A 20,158-nucleotide genomic window follows, 5' to 3' on the forward strand; every position below is an offset into this window, starting at 1 on the left:
GCCTTTCGTTGGGCGCCGTACGGCGCAGGGCTATGGGTGCAGGGACGCGACGACCGCGGGTCAGCTAGACCGTCTGGAGCTTCTCGACCTCGTCGAGGTTCTCGGTCAGGCGCGCCGCAAACGTCGAAAGCGGGTGCGGATGCGTATCGAATTCGTAGGCTGTCTCGGTGGAATGGATCACGGTGCCGACGCCAGCATCGGTCAACAGCTCCAGCAGCAGCGAGTGCGGCGTCGTGCCATTGATGATGTGGGCTCGGAACACGCCAGCGGTAAGCGCATCGACGGCGGCGCGCAGCTTGGGGATCATGCCCTTGTCGACCTCGCCGCCGTAGAGCATCTCATTGACCTCGTCGAGCGTCAGGTTGGAGATAAGCGAATCCTTGTCGCTAAAGTCCTTGTACAGACCGTCGACATCGGTCAAAAAAATCGCCTTGTGCGCATGAAGCGCCGCCGCAACGGCGCCGGCGGCGGTATCGGCGTTGATGTTGAAGAAGCCACCGTCCTCCCCCGCCGCGACCGTGGCGATAACGGGAATGTACTCGCTGTCGAGCAAACGCTCGATATAGTCGGTGTTGACGTGCGTGACCTTGCCTACGCGGCCGAGCTCTGGGTCGAGTGGCTCGGCGATAAGGGTGCCGGCGTCGCTGCCGGACACGCCCACGGCCAGGTTGCCGTGGTGGTTGAGCGCCGCGACCAGCTCCTGATTGACCTTGCCGCCCAGAACCTCGCGCACGATGTCCATGGTGGCAGGCGTAGTCACGCGCTGGCCGTTCTTAAACTCGACGGGGATGTCGTAGTGGCTGAGCGCCTCGTTGATGGCCTTGCCGCCACCGTGCACGATAACAGGGCGCATGCCGATAATCTTGAGCAGGACGATGTCGCTCATCACGTCACGACGCAGTTGCTCGTCGACCATGGCGGCACCGCCGTACTTGATAACGACCGTCTTACCGGTCAGGTTCTTAATCCATGGCAGCGCCTCGAACAGCAGCTGCGCGGTAACTTCGTTGGATTCGCTTGAGCGACAATCGCGTGCGAACTTCATAGTCTGCCTCGTCTTTCGTGTAGCTATCGCGCCGTACCTCGTTGCCCGCGATTGCAGCGGGACGCGCGGCACATCGGGACTCTAGGAACGGTAATCACCGTTAATGGAGATGTACTCGTGCGTGAGGTCGCAAGTCCACACGGTGGTCGCCGCGTCCCCTGCGCCCAGGTCTGCTGAGATCACGATCTCGGGCGCCTCAAAGCGACGCAGCGCCTCGTCCTCGTCAAAGGGAACGGTCAGGCCATCACGGCAGACGGGCATACCCATCATGTCGATGGACACATCTTCTTGGTTAAACTGCACGCTGCACTTGCCGAGCGCCATGGCAACGCGGCCCCAGTTGCAGTCGTGGCCGGCGATGCAGGTCTTAACGAGCGGCGAGTTGGCGACAGCACGAGCGGCGATATCGGCCTCCTCGTCGTTCACGGCGCCGGTGATGTTAACCGTCACGAGCTTGGATGCGCCCTCGCCATCTGCGGCGATATTGCGCGCCAGGCTCTCGCACACCTCATGTACGGCAAAGGCCAGCTCGTCGAAGGCATCGGTGCCCTCGACGATATTCTCGGCATCCGCGGCAGCAGCGCCAGAAGCAAGCATGATGCAGGTGTCGTTGGTCGAGGTATCGGAATCGACCGTCACCTTATTGAAGGTCTGCTTAACGGTTGAGAGCAACAGGGTGTGGAGCGCCGCCGGCTCGACGGGGGCATCGGTAGTAATGACCGCGATCATGGTGGCCATATTGGGCATAATCATGCCCGAGCCCTTGCACATGCCGCCCACCGTATAAGCGTTGCCCGCATGGCTCGCAGCCTCACTGCGGTAGCGAACGGCATACTCCTTGGAGTGTGTATCGGTCGTCATGATGGCACGAGCTGCAGCGGCACCGCCATGGGCAGAGAGTGCCTCGTATGCAGACGGAACGGCTGTCTCAAACGTGTCGATCGGCAGAATCTGACCAATTACGCCCGTGGAGGCGACCAGAATCTGCTGGGACTCGCAGCCGATGACCTGCGAGGCGATGTTGCAGGTCTCGCGCGCGCAGGCAAGACCGGTCTCGCCCGTGGCGGCGTTGGCGTTGCCAGAGTTGATAGAAACACCGGCGATGATGCCATAGCCCTTGTCGGCGCCGCCCAGGTTGGCACGACTCACCTGCACGGGCGCCGCACAAAAGCGGTTAGCCGTAAACACGCCGGCCCCGGGACAGGGTTTATCGGGCACGACGAGCGCGTAATCCAGGCGCTCGGGATTCTTGCGGAATCCGGCATGGATGCCCGCCGCCTTAAAGCCGGCTGCCGCCGTTACGCCGCCCTCTACGGCACGAATCTTGATATCGAACTGCTCAGCATTCATCGTCTTTATGACTCCTTATGTCAAACAAAAAATGGGCATCGGTTGGTGCGCCATGCCAGCCACAATCATGAGACCAGCTTAAGAGTGGCGCCCCACTCGATGCCCGACTACCAAATCGTTAACAATCGAATGTGCTACACCGGGCACGCCACTGTGGGCAAGCCTCGTCGCTCGTCAAAGCCAAAAACGATGTTGGCGCACTGGACCGCCTGGCCTGCTGCACCCTTGCACAGATTGTCGATGGCGCCCGTAGCCACCAGAACGCCCGCGCGCTTGTTGAGCGCGAGGCCGATTTGGGCGGCGTTGGTGCCGACGACCGAAGCCGTCTTGGGCTGCTGGCCGGCATCGAGTACGCGCACGAAGGTGCGACCGGCGTAGAACTGCTTGTAATGGTCGACAACGTCCTCAAGGGTCAAGGTATCGATAGCCTGCGGCGTAAGCGGCATCGTCACCGTAGAGAGCAGACCGCGCTTGAGCGGTGCCAGGTGCGGGGTAAAGACGACGCGATCGGTTAGGCCCAAGATCTGCTCGATTTCGGGCGTGTGACGATGCTTGCCCACGCCATAGGCCTCCAGGTTCTCCTCCGCGCTGCAAAAATGGGTGCGGGCGTTACAGGACTTACCGGCACCCGTCACGCCGCTGATAGCGTCGACGATCACGGGACCGCTCTCGGCCACCCAGCCAGCGCGCACGGCAGGCGCGGCAGCAAGGCTCGTTGCGGTGGGATAGCAACCGGCGCAGGCGACCAGTACGGGCTTGCCGTCGGCGTGGTCGGATGCAGCGGTCTCCAAATCCTGGCAGAACAGCTCGGGCAGACCAAAGGCGCGGGTCTTGAGTAGCTCGGGGCTCGTGTGCTCGGCGGCATACCAGGCCTCAAAGGTGGCCGGATCGCTCAGGCGATAGTCGGCCGAGAGGTCAATGCAGGAGACTCCCGCGGCAAGCAGGGCGGGCACCTGCGCCATGGCGGCCGTGTGCGGCACGGCCAAAAAGACCGCATCGCAGTTCTTGAGCTCGGGGGCGTCATGCGTCGTGAAGACAAGATCGCTTACGCCGGCGAAACTCGGATACACCGCAGACAACGGCTGGCCGGCATCGGCGTTGGACGTAATGGCAGCAAGTTCAAACTCGGGATGACCGAGGACGAGGCGAATGAGCTCGGCGCCGGCATATCCAGCCGCACCGACGATTCCAACCTTTAAAGACATATCTAACTCCTTGTCTGCAGTTTATACACCAATGCGCATCCCGCAGCCGTCGTTATGAAGTGGGTTGAAACTTTAGCACCAAAAGATGCATATCTACGCAAATCTATTGCATATTCATGCATTGAAACAGTCCCGACACATTCACTCGAAGGAATTGACAAATAAGTGCGGGCCCCATATTGCCCAGTGCGCCTTACGGTGACGTTGCAATGTGGGGCCCGCTACATGCGAGAATTTGAATTGTCGAAGCTTGCTGAGAGAATCGTTTAGAGCTCGATCGGCACCCATTCGTCATGGTTGCAGATAAAGGCCTCGGGTTCCTCCACGCTAAAGAAGACGAGCGTGGGATCGCCTGCGCCCTCGTAGTGCTCGCCTAGGCGCTCCAGGTGCTTCCAGCCTGCCTCGCGCATATCGGGAGCGGCCTGGTCATCCAGACCCGCACGCCCACGCAAGATGAGCCAGCCATGGCCCGGCCACCAACTCGTGGCCTCAAAGCGTTGATTTTGCAGCAACTCTTGCCACACGTCTTTGGTGCGCGCCGTTACAAACCACAACTTGCCGTCCTGGATCTGCGCAAACGAAAACGGACGCACATGCGGCTGCCCGTCAACGCTCGTCGCCAAATACCATGCCGGCACCGACGTCAGATACTCCAACACCGTATTCAATCCGTCCACGTTTCCTCCTGTCACCTGACCAGTCTTTTTGGAATGGGTAGTCAATTTGGGAAATTAGAGCTCCAGACGCTCCTCGCTGCCGTCGATATCACAGAAGCGAGCGACGATGTTGCGAACCGAGAAAAACGCAAGGCGACCGTCGTTGGCGCCCTCGTGGTCTTCGCCGATGCCCACCATGTGCTTAAAGCCGGCTTGGCGCACCCGGTCGCTCACGACCGCGTCGTCCTCGAGCGCGGCCTCGCCGGTCAGCACAATCCAACACTCCCCCGGTTTCCAGCCCGAAACCTCAAACTTGGGGTTCGCGCTGAGCTCGGCCCACACGTCCTTATCGCGCGAGGTGCAAAACCACAGCTTGCCATCATCGACCATGGCAAACGAGAACGGCCTCACGCGCGGCTGATGTCCGTCCGTCACGTCGATCGTGGCAAGATACCACGCCGGAATACGCCTAAGATACGAACAGGCGCGCTCGAGCTGCGCCGTGCGATCGTTGTCGGTCATAGGGACCCCTTTCCTGCGCTCGAATCGCGCCTAAACAAGTTGAAGATTGATGACGATGACGCAGATGAGCAGCAACGCCGTCACCACCGCCGCCAACGCGTCGCCGCGGCCAAATGCAAGCGCATGCAGACGCGTGCGGCCCTGCTCGCCATGATAGCAACGGGCATCCATGGCGGCAGACAGCGTTTCGGCATGACGGAACACGCCCGTGAACAGCGGAATCGCCACACTGCCGAGCATGCGCACGCCGCCGAGCGGGCCTCCCGTCACGCGCGCACCGCGGCTCGCCTGCGCATCGGCCGTCTGCTTCATCTCGGTGGCAAACTGCGGCATAAAGCGCAGCGCGATACCCATGATCATGCCGAGCTCGTGCGCAGGAAGTCCCACACGCGCAAACGGCGCGAGCAGGCGCTCAAAGCCCGCGGTGAGGTCGAGCGTCGGTGTGGTGAGCGTGATAGCGCTCATACCGGCCATCATCAAGGTCAGGCGGCACGCCATAAAGGCGGCGGAATGTAGCGAGCCCTCGCTTATCTGCAAAAAGCCGAGCTGCCACAGAATGCGCCCGCTCTGGTCGGAAAACAGGTTGAGCACCGCGACCACCGCGACAATCGCCAGCAGCGGTGCCATCGATGACAGGACGCGACGAGCCGGCACCCGGGACACGGCATAGATCAGGACAACGAAGGTTGCGATCGGGACCAGTCCGCGGAAGCTGCTGACCGTGAGTGTCGTGATCAGAAACACAAAGCCCAAGAGCAACTTAGTTCGCGGGTCCAGGCGGTGGATTGCACTATCGCCGGGATAGTAGCTACCAAACGAAAACGCCTCCATTAGCAGCCCTCCTCTCGCGCGACCGTCTTGGATTTAGCAATGTCCGCGACGTTAGAAGGACCGTCCGAGCGACCGATCAGCAAATCTGCCAACTCGTCTGCCAGCGACTCAACCGTATAGAGGCCGTCAAAGCGCAGCGGCACGCCTGCCTTCGTAAGCGCCAGCGCCATGCGCTGAGCGGCAGGTACGCCCAAGCCGATTGATTTAAGCTCATCCGCATGCGCAAACACCTGAGCGGGCGTGCCCTCGGCAAACACCGCACCTTTGTTCATTACGACGATACGGTCGCAGCAATTGGCCAGGTCATCCATGCTGTGCGAAACCATGACGACGGTCAGGCCATCGCGGTGAAGTCGATCGATAAGCTCAAGGAAATCCCTGTGCGCAGCCGGATCGAGCCCCGCCATGGGCTCATCGAGTACCAGGACCTCGGGCTCCATGGCAAGCACGCCAGCAAACGCCACGCGCCGCTGCTGCCCGCCCGAGAGCTCAAAGGGGCTCTTGTCGCCCACCGTGGCCAGGTCGAGGCCCACGCGCGCGAGCGATGACTCAACGCGGCGGGCAACCTCGGCCTGCGACAAGCCAAGGTTACGCGGACCAAATGCCACGTCCTGTGCCACGGTCTCGGCAAACAGCTGACGCTCTGGATACTGAAACACCACGCCGACCTTTGCCTTAACCGCGGCGGCATCTTTCTTGTTTGCCAGGTCGAGCCCCAATGCGTAAACGGAACCCTCCTGGGGACGAATCAGGCCGTTGAGATGCTGAACCAGCGTCGATTTACCCGAACCGGTATGGCCCGCAAGGCCCAGGAACTCGCCACGACGCACCGTTAGCGACACATCACGCAACGCCCAGGGGCTGCTCGGGTCGTTGCCCCAGAGGGCCTGTTTGTTCGATGCACCCTCGGCGGCTAAGCGCTTGTGCCAACGGCGACGCTCGCGGGCGCTCAGCGAATAGCTATACGAAAGGTGCGAAATCTCGATGACGGGCTGCGGCGCGTCTGCGCCATCGATTGCAGAGGAGACGTTGTCGGGAATACGAGGATCGGATGCGAAAGGCCGCCCGGCGATGCCTGTCCTACTCCGCTCGGCATAAGCCTGCGCTATATCGGCGACCATATCCGCCTCGCGCACCTTCGCGCAAATGGGCACACCCTTCTCACGAAGTGCCATGCCCAAACGGCACGACTCCGGCATATCCAAGTTGAGCTGTGCAAGTTCGTCCGCCCGCGTCAAGATCTCCTCGGGCGTACCGAGCATGGCAACGCGGCCCGCCTGGAAGACAGCAACGCGATCGGCCTCAGCGGCCTCTTCCATAAAGTGCGTAATCATCACGATGGTCATGCCGCGTTCGTGCAGCGCGTGACAGGCCTTCATAAGGCCCTTGCGCCCGCGCGGATCGAGCATCGAGGACGCCTCGTCCAAAATGAGCACACGCGGCTCCATGGCGAGCACGCCGGCAAGCGCCACGCGCTGCTTTTGTCCGCCCGAGAGAGCGTGGGTCTCGTGTCGCTCAAAGCCCACCAGACCCACGGCCTTCAGCGCCTCGCACACGCGCTGCGCGATCTGGGCCGATTCGACCCCTAAGTTCTCGGGACCAAACGCAACATCGTCCTCGACAAGCGTCGCCACAAGCTGGTCGTCGGGATTCTGGAACACCATGCCCGCAGTCGAGCGGATATCGTAGACCAGCTCGGGATCGGACGCGTCCATGCCGTTGACGCACACCGTTCCCGCATCGGGATGCAGCAGCGCGTTCAGGTGCTTGGCAAACGTCGACTTGCCCGACCCATTGCCGCCGAGGATGCAGAAAAACTCGCCATCCTCGATGTTCAGATCGATGCCATCGAGCGCTTTCGCAGCGCCGTCGTAGCTAAAGGAAACGCTCCGACACTCAATCATGCGCGGCCTTTGACCTGGTCCTTCTTGGGCGTGATGAGATTAGAGACCGCCTTGTACACTGCCAGCGTCAACACCGAGTTGAGCACGGTCTTGATGAGGTTGAACGGCAAAACGGCGGGAATCATGAGCGGGGCGATCGCATCGACCGAGCCATACCAGAACCAAACGCCAATGGTAAGGTTTGCGACCATAGACAGCGCCGTAGCGGCAATAACACCCAGCGCCAGGCCAATCACGGCACCCTTATAGGTATGCATCTTCTGGTAGACGATAGCCGCAGGCAGAATATAGCCCAGCGTGGCAACCAAGTTCATAATCGCACCAACCCAATCGCCCGTGGTAAGCGCATGGATGACGATCGCCATGGCGGCAACAGCGGTGCCGGCACCAGGGCCATACGCAAATCCACACACCATCGCCGGCACCAGCGACGGGTCATACGTCAAAAACGGCGCCGAGGGAAGGATGGGCAGTTGCACGTACATAAACAGGGCGCCCAAGGCGCACATCAACGCCATGGTAACGAGCTGTTTGGTGCTCCACCTATTCGTGTTCTCAAAATGGATATGCTGCGACTGTTCAGACATAAGATCACCTGCCTCTTTCATCCGGACTCTAACCGTTGGTACTGGGATCTCACCAGTTCAGCCGGCATGCGAACCAACGCACACACGGGTCGCGGACTCATCGGCTCGGTCACAGACACCTCGCCTGCGCCACGGCATCCCTTTGACACCGCCCGATTTACCGCCAGTGGGGAATTTCACCCCGCCCTGAAACAGCAATTGCAAGTGTAGCACCAGCAGGCTTTCGCGCAAGTATGCCAAGGATAATTTATGGCTGGGACCAGTTGCCGCAACAACCACGTTCCCCACCCATTCCAAAGTAGCGCGCCTTTCGCGCAAAGCGCGAAACAGCGAAGGGGACACGTATCCCTATCAACCACGTCCTTCTCCGCCCGCCGACCTCAAGGCCGTAAACGCAGGGAATCCGGGGGCGTGACGGGGGCTTCTCTCCGGAACATTTCCGCAGGACGCAAAGAGGCTCCGCAGCGCGAAGCGCGATGCGGAGCCTCTTTGCATGTCCGAGGACGTTCCGGAGAGAAGCCCCCGTCACGCCCCCGGATTCCCGGTGGGAGTTCTAGACCTTGTCGGCCTTAGTACATACCGCCGCCCTGCTGACCAGCGGTAGCAGCAGCGATAGCGTCCTCAAGCTGAGTGTTCTTGGGCACATCGGAGACGGTGGCCTCGGTGATGAGGATCAGGCTGGCGACAGAAGCAGCATTCTGCAGGGTGACGCGGCTGACCTTGACGGGGTCGAGGACGCCCATCTCGATCATGTCGCCCCACTCGCCGTTGGCAGAGTTGAGACCCTGGCCGGCGGGCAGCTCGGCAACCTTGTCGACCACGACAGCGCCCTCAAAGCCAGCGTTCTTGGCGATGGTGGCGACCGGAGCGGTCAGAGCCTTCTTGACGATGTCGACGCCGATCTTCTCCTCGGGGTCGTCGATCTCGACGGCGTCGAGCGCAGGAGCAGCGTCCATGAAGGCGACGCCGCCGCCGGCGACGATGCCCTCCTCGACAGCAGCGCGGGTAGCCTGCAGGGCATCCTCGACGCGGTGCTTGATCTCCTTGAGCTCGGACTCGGTAGCAGCGCCGACCTTAATGACGGCAACGCCACCGGAGAGCTTTGCCAGGCGCTCCTGGAGCTTCTCACGGTCGAAGTCAGAGGTGGTGTTCTCCATCTCACCCTTGATCTGAGCGATGCGGGCGTCGATGGCCTCCTTGGAGCCAGCGCCGCCGACGACGACGGTGTTGTCCTTGGAGATGGTGACGGACTTAGCAGTACCGAGCATATCGGCGGTGATGTCAGCGACCTTCACGCCCAGCTCGTCCAGAGCGGCCTGGCCACCGGTGAGGACGGCGATGTCCTCGAGGATGCGCTTGCGGCGATCGCCGTAGCCCGGGGCCTTGACGGCGCAGACGTTGAGAGCGCCACGGATCTTGTTGAGGACCAGGGTCGGCAGAGCCTCGCCGTCGATGTCCTCAGCGATGATGAGCAGGCCACGGCCGGCGCGCTGGACAGCCTCGAGAACAGGCATGATGTCCTGAACGCTGGAGATCTTCTGGTCGGTGATGAGGATGTACGGATCCTTCATCACGGCCTCCATGCGGTCGTTGTCCGTGACGAAGTAAGCGGAGACATAGCCCTTGTCGAACTGCATGCCCTCGACGGTGTCGATGGTGATGTCGAACGTCTGGGAATCCTCGACGGTGATGACGCCGTCCTTGCCCACGACCTCCATGGCCTCGGCGATCTTCTCGCCAACCTCGGGGTCACCGGCAGAGATGGTACCGACGGAAGCAATCTGCTCCTTGGTCTCGACCGGCTTGGCCTGCTTCTTCATCTCGGCGACGGCGGCGTTGACGGCCTTGTCGATGCCGCGACGGATGGCCAGCGGGTTGGCGCCAGCGGCGACGTTGCGCAGGCCGTCATTGACGATGGCCTGGGCGAGCAGGGTTGCGGTGGTGGTGCCGTCACCCACGGTGTCGTTGGTCTTGGTGGCGACCTCCTTCACCAGCTGAGCGCCCATGTTCTCGATGTTGTCCTCGAGCTCGATCTCCTTAGCGACGGAAACGCCGTCGTTGGTGATGGTCGGGGCACCGAACGTGCGCTGCAGAGCGACGTAACGGCCCTTGGGGCCCATGGTGACGGTAACGGCGTCGGCCAGAGTGTTGACGCCCTTTGCGAGCTTGGCGCGGGCATCGGTGTTGAACGTAATGTTCTTTGCCATGGTAGGTAATCCTCCAAAAGAAATGTGACTCGCGTCGCCGTTTCCGAGTCTTATACGGCGGACGCGTTCAAAGACGAATCAGAGATTCTGACGAGACTAGGCCTCGACGACGGCGTAGATGTCGTCGGCGCGCATCAGCAGATACTTCTCGCCGTCGACCTTGACCTCGTTGCCACCGAACTTACCGTAGATGACAACGTCGCCGACCTGAACGTCCATGGGGATGCGCTCGCCCTTGTCGTTGACCTTACCGGCGCCAACGGCAACGATGGTGCCGCGCTGCGGCTTCTCCTGAGCGTTGCTGGCGATGTACAGACCAGAAGCGGTCTTCTGCTCGGCCTCGTCGGGCTTGACCAGGACGCGATCTGCAAGCGGCTTCAAAGACGACATGCTTGTTTCCTCCTTTTTGGGCCGCGCGGTCATGCCGCGCGGGTTAACCCTTTTTGTTTGCGTACGCGTTGAATGGTACCCACGAATGGCGGGTTATACAACACGGAGTCAAAAAATCTTATTTTTTGGCACTTAGATTTTCTGAATGCCGGGGGATAACTTGTGCGCGGCTCCCGTGTGGCGCCGGAGGGGCGGGATATAAGGTTTCCTGCTCGGGCAGTCCTGCTCGCACGAAGGCCACATTAAGTGGCCTTCGGCTCGTGCGGAACTCGCGATAAACCTTATATCCCGCCCCTCCGGCGCCACACGGGAGCTTGGTTAACTAATTCGGCCCCGGCATTCAGAAAAGTCTGTGCAGCAAAATGGCGATGCGGATGGCGACATGGGCATGGTTTTCGCCGCGCGCACGGGTCCCCCGGGGAGCACCGTGCATTTTTGGGAGTATTCAGCAGGCCAGGACGGCTGCATACGCGCCGGACACCCCTTATTGGCCCCAAAGACGCCTTCGACCGGCGATTTGGGTCGGCAGACAGACTTCGTCGAGACAAATAATCATGTCTCGCGTCGCACCGGACCCCAAAATGACGTTGATCTCCGCAATGTTATCCAACTGCAGCGGTACCGGAGGAACTTGCCGTGCAGAATACTCCGTTTTTTGCACGGCCTAGGCGGGGGTACATCAGGACCGGAAAGAACATCTCAGCTTTTTTATGCAATCTGCAACTGGAAGTATGCAAAACACCAAGAGAAAGCATTGCTGATATCCCAATTGAGCGCGCGGGGCAGCAGCGTCCCCACCCTGCGCTCAAATCCAGCAGAGTGGGGACGCTCCTAACGGACCCGATCGGCAAACAAACGCGGCTCGAGCGCCATCCCAAAATAGGCTGCCCGAGCCGCGTTTAACGGTACGGCATGAATATTAGCGCTCGTAGATTAAGTTGCCTGCCAGGTAGGTGGCCTGGACCTTGGTGGCTTGCAGCTCTTGGGGGTCGATAGTGAGCGGGTTTTGGTCCAGGACTACCAGGTCGGCGTATTTGCCGGGCTCTAGGCTGCCGAGGTTTTGCTCGTCGCCCGCTGCGTACGCGCTACCAAGCGTGTAGTTGCGCAGGGCCGTTGCCGCATCGATGCGCTCGCTGGGGAGCCAGCCGCCCTCGGGCCAGTGGCTGCGAGGGTCTTGGCGCGTAATAGCCGTGTAGAGCACGTTCATGCTGGTAACGGCCGTGATGGGGCTGTCGGTACCAAAAGCTTGGCGGATGCCGCGCTGCTTATAGGTCGCAAACGGCCACATGATGCGGCTGCGTTCCAGGCCCAGGTCGCGCTCCGGGCCACCCGGGTCGAGCGTGATGTGGCAAGGCTGGCTCGAGGCAATGACGTTGAGCTTGCGCAGACGATCGATGTCCTGAGGCAGCAGATTCTCCAAATGCTCAAGCGTATTATGACCGTGCTGGGGCAGGCCGTAGAGCTCTGCCGCCTCCTCAAAGATATCGAGTGCGGCATGGATGGCACCGTCGCCGATAACGTGGATGCGCACGGTGTGGCCGCGCTCGGCTGCCGCCAGAACCAACTTGCGCATGCGCTCGACAGGAACCGTCAGGCGCCCCTGGTCACCCGGGAAGCGCGGGTTAGTATAGGGCTCAGTGAGGTATGCGGTATGCTCGCTCGACACGCCGTCGAAGAACTGTTTAAATCCTGGCGCCGAGAGCAGCGCGTTGTTCGCGTAGCGGGTCTGGAGTTCTTCCAAGCGCGATTGGTCATCCAGCAGCGTGGGAAACAGATGGGCGCGGATGCCCAGCTTGCCGGCGGCCTGCAGCCTGTCGTAAACATCGTCGCGAATAAAGTCGCAGCCCGGCATGGGCATGAGCGACATATCGCAGATTGAGGTGATGCCTTGCTCGGCCATACGCTTCATCTGGTCGCCGTAAGCGCTCGCGATGCGGTCCTCGCCCAGCCATTCCAGGCAGCGCGGCAGCAGCTGCATAGCAGCTGCCTCGTGGGCAATACCCGTAAGCTCACCGTTTGAGTCTTTGTCGTAACTGCCACCCGCAGGAGGCTCGCTGTCACGCGTCACGCCGAGGGCTTCGAGTGCGCGGCTGTTGAGCCACAGCGTATGCCCATCGCCCGAATACATAACACAGGGGCGACCGGGGAAGGCGGCGTCGAGGGAGGCCTTGGTAGGATGCTCGGGCGGATCCCAGCGGTAATCGCGCCAGCCCTGGGTCACGACCCAGGCGTCGTCGGGCAGGCCCTGGGAAAACTCGAGCGCATGCTGCACCAGTGCCGCCTCGGACGTGCCCATATCCATGAGCATATACGGCGAGGAACCGACCGAGGTATGGAAGAAGTGCAGATGAGCGTCATGGAAACCGGGGCAGACAAACTGCTCGCCGTAATCGACCACCGGCGTGGCGGCAGGTGCGGCGGCAATCACGTCATCGGGCGCGCCGACAGCGACGATGCGATCGCCCGCGATGGCGATCGCCAACTCGCGGGCGGTATCGATGCCGTCTTGGGCGGTAAAAACGTTCTTGGAGCGGATAATCCGATCGATATGCTGCATGGGCATCCCCATCTCTGGCAGGAAATTCAACACTCCCGAGTGTACTCCCCCGCCCTTGCAACAAAACCCCAAGCGGCAAACGGCAACTTTACCAGCCCTAGCGGCAGGTGGCATACTGGAGAGAGCCTGTACGATTTTGCGATCGAGCCAACAAGGAGCAAATCGACCATGACGAAGACCAAGGCACAGCAGATTATGGCGGCAACCGAGGTTCGCGCGGCAGACGACGTCACCGCGGCCATCCAGGATATCGCCGCCGAGTTTGAACCCTACATCATCAAGCAGCGCCGGCACTTCCATAAGCACCCGGAGCTGAGCCTTGCCGAGGAGCGCACGACTTCCGACATCGCCAACCAGCTCGACGCCATGAATATCCCCTACGAGCGTCCGCTCAAGACGGGCCTGGTGGCGACGCTTCGCGGTACCGCGCCGGATGCCTACCGCGAGGACGGCACGCCGCGCCGCCGTATCCTGCTGCGCGCCGATATCGACGCCCTGCCTGTCACCGAGCAGACCGGCGAGGAGTTCGCCAGCGTCAACGAGGGCTGCATGCACGCCTGCGGTCACGACTGCCATATCGCCATGATGCTCGGCACGCTGCAGATTCTGCGCCACATGACCGATGACATCCACGGCGAGATTCGCATCGTTTTCCAGCCCAGCGAGGAAAACGGCCAGGGCGCCAAACTCATGATCGGCACGGGTGTGCTCGACGGCGTCGACGGCGCCTACGCTGCGCACATCTGGAGCGAGGTCGACGCCGGCACCGTAAGCTGCGAGCCCGGCCCACGCATGGCAAACACCGACTGGTTCCGCATCGACGTCCGCGGCACCTCGTGCCATGGCGCCATGCCCCAGCGCGGCCACGACGCCGTTATGGTTGCGGCAGAGATCGTCAACGCCCTGCAGACCATCGTCTCGCGCGAGATTAGCCCCTACGAACCTGCCGTCATCACCGTCGGCGAGCTGCATGGCGGCACCGCGCGCAACGTTATCGCCGGCACGGCGTACCTCGCCGGCACGGTGCGCACCTATGGCGACAAGACGCATGAGGAGATGCCCGAGCTTATGCGCCGCATCGTGGAGCACACCGCGGCTGCTCTGGGCGCCGAGGCCGAGCTCACCGACTACACCATCGCCAACTACAAGGTCGAAAACGATGCCGCCTCGAGCGAGCGCTGCCGCCAAGCTGTGCTCAAGTGCCTGGGTCCCGCGGGCGAGGGCCATTACCGCGGCACGCTTTCGGGCGAGGACTTCTCGGAGTATCTGCGCCGCGTACCGGGCGTGCTCGCCTTTGTTGGCACGCGCAACCCCCAGATCGGCGCCACCTATGCCCAGCACTCCTGCTTCTATAAGATCGACGAGAGCGTGCTCGCCAAGGGCTCCATGGTAGCCGCTCAGTATGCCATCGACTTTTTGGCCGAGCCCACGCAAGAAGAGCTCGACGGCCCCACGATCGCCGCGGTTGCCGAGACCAATCCCGACCTGGCAGCCAAGCTGCGCTCTGCCAAGGCAACGGCCGCCGAGGCCCGCGACGCCATGCACGACGCCCGTACCGCCCGCCATGCCGCCATCAAGGGCATTCACGATGCCCGTGCCGCCGCTCGCCACGAGGAGAAGCATGGCGAGTAGACTGCAAGATTCTTCAAACACCCATTCAAAATAAAGAGAGGGCGGATGTTGGAACGAACATCCGCCCTCTCTTTATTTGTCAAGCGCTATTTCTACCATTTCAACCCCGTCCCCAAATGGCAGGCGGCAGGGCTACTCGTCCTGAGGGTCCTCGTCGGAGCTTGACTCGGACGCCGGCTCAGGTGCAGGTGCAGGCGCCGGCTTGGGCGCAGGCTCCGGCTCGGGCGCGGGCTCAGGGTTCGACGTGGGCTCAGGCTTCGGCGTTGGCGAAGCATCCGGAGCACTGTAACCCGAAGCGGCGGACTTCTTTTCGAAGGGCAGTACAAAAGTCAGAACGTCGTCCTTGTCCTCGTCGGCCCACTCACTTGCATAACGTGCGGCCCAATAGCCAACGGCACGGTGCTTGAGCATCTTGCCAAAGACCGTTAGAAATACGGTGACGAAAGCGACCAGCACCAGGAACAGCACGAGCGTAATGCCGCCGCCGGTAACAATCGCCTCAATGCCCGTAGGACGATAGTAGTAGCTATACATACCAACAGAGGCAATGGCGCCAAAGATGACCGTCAAGATCCATGTGACAACGTTGGCGACCAAACCCGTCAAAAACTCGGGAAGGAACGAAGCGCAGAACAGCTTGGTCTTATTGTTCTTAAAGGCCGTCCAAACCTTATCGAGCGAAAACGCGCTCTCGACGCGACCGGTCACCGCAAAGTGCATCACGGCAATGTCGGCGAACATCTTAAAGAAGACCCCCAGGACCGCCGTGGCAATCATAGCCAGAACGAGCAGGCCAAGCGAGCCAAACAGCGCAGCCTCGAGCGCATAAGAGCCGTAATAAGAATACGAGCCCGCGGCGCCAATTACCACGCCCTCCACCAGCGAAAGCACTACACCGATTACGGGAATGGCAGCGATAACCTCGAGCACGACCGAAATAACGCTCGAAAAGACTCCGAGGCCAAACGACGTGGAACGCATCAACGGACGATCCATGCCGTCATCGATCTTAAGCGACAGATCGCGACCCCACTCGATGCCAAAGCCAGAACCGCACACGCTCGCCACGTAGGCAGCCAAAAAGCCGATGGCAGCTGCAATACCGCCGATAACGGGAATGAACAGCACGAGCACCGACACAACGCAAATCAACGCCGGCAAAAACGCGATTTGGCATACACGCTGAAGCACGCCCGGAGTCTTGGTCATATCTTGGAACGCCTGAGCCACACAGCCCTTTGACACATTCGCCACGGGCGGTTGCGGAACAAACTGCTGGGGCTGAGACTGTCCCTGGGGGGCGGGGCCGGCGGCCTTGGCTTCGGTATTAGGGGCACCGCACGCGCCGCAGAACTTGTCGTTATCGCCCATGGGGGCGCCACACTGCGAACAGAACATCGAAATCATCCCTTCGTATCTAGAGCGAATCACCTGGATCGCAAACGATGTCTTTGGCAACATTATCGCCCAATGTGGGGACAAATACCCCAAGATGACCGATTTGCAGCGTAGGCGGCCTTATTCAATGATTCGAAAGGTGCGTCCGCGCTAGTTCGTGCCGCGGAAGCCCTTGCCCACGATCTCGGAGCTGTCAACGATCGTGATAAACGCATTCGGATCGATATCGCGGGTATAGCGGCGCAGTTGTACTGCCTCGCGACGGCTCAGCACGCTCATAATCACCGTGACGCACCTGCCCGAGAAGGCGCCGTAACCACGGCTGATTGTTGCTGTGCGGTTGAGATGCTTGACGATAAACTCCTCGACTTTGCGCGGTTCGGCGCAAATAATCGTACAGACCTTACGAAGGTGAATGCTCTCGATGGCCTTATCGACCACGAGCGTCTTGGCAAACAGGCCAAGTACGCAGTACAGGCCGACGCGCGGGCCATACAGGAAAGCCGCGATGGTCACGATGCCGATATCGACCAGCAGCAAGGCGCGTCCGATCTCGAGCGTCGTACGACGCTTGAGGATCATGGCAAGGATGTCGGTGCCGCCCGTCGAGGCGCCAATGTCAAAGACAATGGCGCTGCCCAGCGCCGGCAAGATGACGGCAAAACACAGGTCGAGCCACATATCGCCCGTCATCGAAACATCCGTCGGGATGAAGAGCTCAAACAGCGAGACGTAGGCCGAAAGCGCAAACGAGGCAAAGACGCTCCAAAGGATTGCCTTGCGCTCCAAAAAGATAAAGCCCAGGATGACCAGGACCGCGTTGATAATCCACATAAAGACGCCGACGGGCAGAGTCGGGAACAGCGTGGAAAGAATGACCGACACACCCGAGGTGCCGCCGAAGGCAAAGTGATTGGGCGTTTTGAAAGCCACGATGGCAAAGGCCGTGAGGATCAGCCCCAAATTGAGCTCGGCAAAAAAGCGCGGAAAGCCTGGCTCCTGGCTGCGCTTGCGGCCGGCGCGCTCGCCACGTTCGATATCCTCGCGACCGACAACGCGCTCCATCGGCACCACCGGAGGACGATGCACCTCCTCGGCGGCACGCGACGCCGCCTCTGCCGCAGCGGCCTCAATCGCCCATGCCTTGCTTTCGGTCTCGTGTTCGTCGGCCATTACGGCAACCCCTCGTTAACAATTTGGAAACAATGCGCCCATTAGGGTAACGCGGAACGCGAAGATTGCAACCCTTAGTTAGACGAGCGGTATGACTAGATCGAGGCTATATAGAAAACGGTCGACTGCGCTTTTGCTTGCGCTGTCGACCGTTTGGCGTTTTCGCAGGTAAAACCTGCCAAAATAAACCTATCCCTTATTGGTAGGTTACTCGTGCTGGCTGGTGCGGTGCTCGTACTCCTCGGGGGTGATGACATCCTCGATGCGCAGGTTGACGCCTGCCACCTCAAGGCCGGTCATCGCGGCCAGACGCTCGGTGACGCGCGCCTTAACGTCGTCAAAGATCGCAGGCGCATAGGCGCCATACTCGATGATGACCGAGATGTTGACGACCACGCGGTTGTCGTCGGTGACCTCGACCGTCACGCCCTTGGTCAGGTTCTCGGCACCAAACTGCTCCTGCACAAAGTGCATAAGGTTACCCTTCATGCCCAGAACGTGCGGCACCTCGCGGGTGGCCATGGCGACGATCTTCTCGATCACGCCGTTGGAATAGGTCAGCGAGTCCTCGGACTCGTCCGCCTCCTCGTCGTCCTCGTCCGCATCGGACTCGGCCTCGACGAGCGCCTCGTCCTCGAGCGTTACGTCCTCCGCCTCGGCTGCGACGGCCTCATTCGCCTCAAGCTCGGTATCGGCTACATCGACCTTCGTGTTAAAAGCCATGGTTCCTCCTTATGCCTGCCGCGGATGCGACAGTCGAATACATATTAGCGGCCGCTAAACAGACGGCCGAAGAAGTTGACGATACCGTTCTCGCCGTCGCGAATCTGGCCGATCACGGCGCCGATCAACACAAAGAATGCGATGACGAGCGTGTCCCACAGGCCCAACGTAAGTACCAGCACGGCGAGGATAAAGCCCGCCACGGCGCCGAGCGTAGTGTTGGGGTGGCGCACGGCGTAGCTCCAGATAGCAGCGCCCGTACCTTTGATGAGACCCATGGCCTCGTCAAAGTCATTGGCGGCGCTGTCGTGCTGCTCGCCGGCCTCGGGCTTGGTGTCGGTGGTCTCGCCTGCCGGCGTAGCGTTCTGGTCGATCGTCAGGCGCGGCGTGCGGGCGGTCTTGTCTTGGTTGGTATCACTCACCGGAAACCTCCACGGTCTGGACGGTAGTCTTGGACGGCAAAAAACGGACGCGCGCGGTCGTGCCCGGCGTGCCGAGCATGGTGTCGCAGGCCTTCTCGATGCGCTGCTGCATCGAGGTGGCAAGAGCTGCAACGTCCTTATCATCGAGCGCGATGGCCTCGACCTTAAAACGAACGCGGGACTCGTCGGAGCCTTGAACGCGCGCCTCGATATGCTCAACCATCACACGATCATCGCACTCCGCCGCGGCACGGGCGCACGAGGAAAGCGCTGCGAGCGTGACCTCGATATTGCGCTCCCCCGCCGGATGCACGCAGGACGGCTCGCGACGCGCGAACATCAGGCGGAAAAACCCGATGAGCACGCCAAGTGCCACGATGGCGGCGCACACCGTAACGATGACGCGAGGCATGGTGTCACGCAACAGCAGCATAAAGCGATACGTATACGGTCCCCAGAACTGGCAGACAAGCGTACCCAGCGCCACGATGGCGGCGGCAAGATACACGATCGCTAGGGCTCGTTTGAGTACGCGCACGCGCGCTCCCTTCAGGTTTCGGTCCACAGAATGCAAAACGATTCGCATCATTATAAAAGAGCCGGGTCCGGTGCCATACGCACGCGGATCCGGCTCATCTATTCCACGAGGCTTGCATGCTCGCTTCATTATGCCCAGATATGCACGGCTTAACCCGTGCAGGCGCTACTCCTCCTCGAGGGCAGCGATGACCTCGTCGGTCATGTCCATGGTGCTGTAGACGTCCTGGACGTCGTCGAGCTCCTCGAGACGGTCGATGAGGCGCTGGACCTTCTTGGCGTCGGTACCGGAGACCTCGGTCGGGGTGGTCGGGACCATGGTGGTCTCGGAGCCCTTGACCTGGATGCCCTGCTCCTCGAGTGCCTTGGAGACAGCCATGACGTCGTTGGCAGCGGTCCAGACGATCCACTCCTCGCCGGCGTCCTCGTAGTCCTCGCCACCGGCCTCGGCGATAGCCATCATGAACTCATCCTCGTCACCGGCAGCACCGTTGGCGATCATGGTCTCCTTCTTGGCGTTCTCGTCCAGGATCTCCTTGGCGACGACGATCTGGCCCTTACGCTCAAACTGGAAGGCGACGGAGCCAGAGGTGCCCAGGTTGCCGCCAGCGTGGGAGAAGGCGGAACGGACATCGGCGGCGGTACGGTTGCGGTTATCGGTCAGGCAGTCAACGTAAACGGCAACGCCGGCGGGACCATAGCCCTCGTACACGATGTTCTCGTAGACAGCGGCGTCGGCACCCGAACCAAAGGCCTTGTCGATAGCGGACTTGATCTTGTCCTTAGGCATGGACTGAGCCTTGGCCTTGGCAACGGCAGCGGCGAGGCTAGCGTTGTTCTCGGGCAGCGGGTCACCGCCGAGACGGGCAGCAACGGTGATGTTGCGGCTCAGCTTGGAGAAGAGGGCGGAACGCTTGGCGTCCTGCGCGCCCTTACGATGCTTGGTTGTGGCCCACTTAGAGTGTCCGGACATACGTGTCTCCTATCGGTTTCGACCTAAAGCCCAGCGCAGATGCTCG

Annotated in this window: 18 protein-coding genes and 1 riboswitch; of the genes, 1 reads left to right on the top strand and 17 read right to left on the bottom strand. The window is 61.1% G+C overall.

Annotated elements, in window-relative coordinates:
* Positions 1-64 precede the first annotated feature (64 nt).
* The 11 genes from argB to DW892_RS01535 form a co-directional block, all read right to left on the bottom strand.
* Complete coding sequence (gene argB, locus DW892_RS01485; RefSeq protein ID WP_117765156.1) at positions 65-1,045, bottom strand: acetylglutamate kinase; 981 nt, start codon at positions 1,043-1,045, stop codon at positions 65-67.
* An 81-nt stretch (positions 1,046-1,126) separates the two neighbouring features.
* A complete protein-coding gene (gene argJ / locus DW892_RS01490; protein WP_187364959.1) occupies positions 1,127-2,395 on the bottom strand; it encodes a bifunctional glutamate N-acetyltransferase/amino-acid acetyltransferase ArgJ in 1,269 nt (422 codons plus the stop codon).
* A gap of 134 nt (positions 2,396-2,529) precedes the next feature.
* Positions 2,530-3,600, bottom strand: a complete 1,071-nt coding sequence (gene argC, locus DW892_RS01495; RefSeq protein WP_117765160.1) for an N-acetyl-gamma-glutamyl-phosphate reductase — start codon at positions 3,598-3,600, stop codon at positions 2,530-2,532.
* A 266-nt stretch (positions 3,601-3,866) separates the two neighbouring features.
* Complete coding sequence (locus tag DW892_RS01500) at positions 3,867-4,277, bottom strand: pyridoxamine 5'-phosphate oxidase family protein (RefSeq protein ID WP_117765162.1); 411 nt, start codon at positions 4,275-4,277, stop codon at positions 3,867-3,869.
* A 54-nt stretch (positions 4,278-4,331) separates the two neighbouring features.
* Entirely contained in the window at positions 4,332-4,778 is a 447-nt protein-coding gene (locus DW892_RS01505) for a pyridoxamine 5'-phosphate oxidase family protein (protein ID WP_117765164.1), read from the bottom strand.
* 30 nt (positions 4,779-4,808) lie between these two features.
* A complete protein-coding gene (locus tag DW892_RS01510; protein WP_117765166.1) occupies positions 4,809-5,609 on the bottom strand; it encodes an energy-coupling factor transporter transmembrane protein EcfT in 801 nt (266 codons plus the stop codon).
* Positions 5,609-7,513 (bottom strand): energy-coupling factor transporter ATPase, encoded by a 1,905-nt coding sequence (locus DW892_RS01515; RefSeq protein WP_117765168.1) that lies wholly within the window; start codon positions 7,511-7,513, stop codon positions 5,609-5,611. The genes DW892_RS01510 and DW892_RS01515 overlap by 1 nt, the downstream gene beginning before the upstream one ends.
* Entirely contained in the window at positions 7,510-8,100 is a 591-nt protein-coding gene (locus DW892_RS01520; protein WP_117765170.1) for an ECF transporter S component, read from the bottom strand. Before DW892_RS01520 ends, DW892_RS01515 begins: the two co-directional genes overlap by 4 nt.
* Positions 8,101-8,105: 5 nt before the next feature.
* Positions 8,106-8,298, bottom strand: a riboswitch (FMN riboswitch).
* A gap of 371 nt (positions 8,299-8,669) precedes the next feature.
* On the bottom strand, positions 8,670-10,307 hold the full coding sequence (gene groL, locus DW892_RS01525; RefSeq protein WP_006234938.1) for a chaperonin GroEL: 1,638 nt from the start codon (positions 10,305-10,307) through the stop codon (positions 8,670-8,672).
* A gap of 96 nt (positions 10,308-10,403) precedes the next feature.
* Positions 10,404-10,697: a co-chaperone GroES gene (gene groES / locus DW892_RS01530; protein WP_040358989.1), complete on the bottom strand. Its 294-nt coding sequence runs from the start codon at positions 10,695-10,697 to the stop codon at positions 10,404-10,406.
* A gap of 919 nt (positions 10,698-11,616) precedes the next feature.
* Positions 11,617-13,254 (bottom strand): amidohydrolase, encoded by a 1,638-nt coding sequence (locus tag DW892_RS01535; protein ID WP_233546751.1) that lies wholly within the window; start codon positions 13,252-13,254, stop codon positions 11,617-11,619.
* 168 nt (positions 13,255-13,422) lie between these two features.
* Here DW892_RS01535 and DW892_RS01540 point away from each other — a divergent pair, with 168 nt between their 5' ends.
* Positions 13,423-14,886 (top strand): M20 family metallopeptidase, encoded by a 1,464-nt coding sequence (locus tag DW892_RS01540; RefSeq protein ID WP_117765172.1) that lies wholly within the window; start codon positions 13,423-13,425, stop codon positions 14,884-14,886.
* A 132-nt stretch (positions 14,887-15,018) separates the two neighbouring features.
* Here the strand turns inward: DW892_RS01540 and DW892_RS01545 are convergent, their stop codons facing one another.
* The 6 genes from DW892_RS01545 to DW892_RS01565 form a co-directional block, all read right to left on the bottom strand.
* Positions 15,019-16,284, bottom strand: a complete 1,266-nt coding sequence (locus DW892_RS01545) for a zinc-ribbon domain-containing protein (protein WP_158566990.1) — start codon at positions 16,282-16,284, stop codon at positions 15,019-15,021.
* A gap of 150 nt (positions 16,285-16,434) precedes the next feature.
* Positions 16,435-17,457, bottom strand: a complete 1,023-nt coding sequence (locus DW892_RS01550; RefSeq protein ID WP_117765176.1) for a YitT family protein — start codon at positions 17,455-17,457, stop codon at positions 16,435-16,437.
* Positions 17,458-17,664: 207 nt separating this feature from the next.
* Positions 17,665-18,180: an Asp23/Gls24 family envelope stress response protein gene (locus DW892_RS01555; protein ID WP_117765178.1), complete on the bottom strand. Its 516-nt coding sequence runs from the start codon at positions 18,178-18,180 to the stop codon at positions 17,665-17,667.
* A 44-nt stretch (positions 18,181-18,224) separates the two neighbouring features.
* On the bottom strand, positions 18,225-18,602 hold the full coding sequence (locus tag DW892_RS10545) for a DUF2273 domain-containing protein (protein WP_233546754.1): 378 nt from the start codon (positions 18,600-18,602) through the stop codon (positions 18,225-18,227).
* Positions 18,595-19,140 (bottom strand): hypothetical protein, encoded by a 546-nt coding sequence (locus DW892_RS10445; protein WP_187364960.1) that lies wholly within the window; start codon positions 19,138-19,140, stop codon positions 18,595-18,597. The genes DW892_RS10545 and DW892_RS10445 overlap by 8 nt, the downstream gene beginning before the upstream one ends.
* A 165-nt stretch (positions 19,141-19,305) precedes the next feature.
* Positions 19,306-20,112, bottom strand: coding sequence for a YebC/PmpR family DNA-binding transcriptional regulator (locus tag DW892_RS01565; RefSeq protein WP_055309449.1), 807 nt, complete (start codon positions 20,110-20,112; stop codon positions 19,306-19,308).
* Positions 20,113-20,158 lie beyond the last annotated feature (46 nt).

Origin of the sequence: Collinsella sp. AM40-7AC (genome assembly GCF_003468125.1) — a bacterium.
In the GTDB taxonomy this organism is placed as follows: domain Bacteria; phylum Actinomycetota; class Coriobacteriia; order Coriobacteriales; family Coriobacteriaceae; genus Collinsella; species Collinsella aerofaciens_O.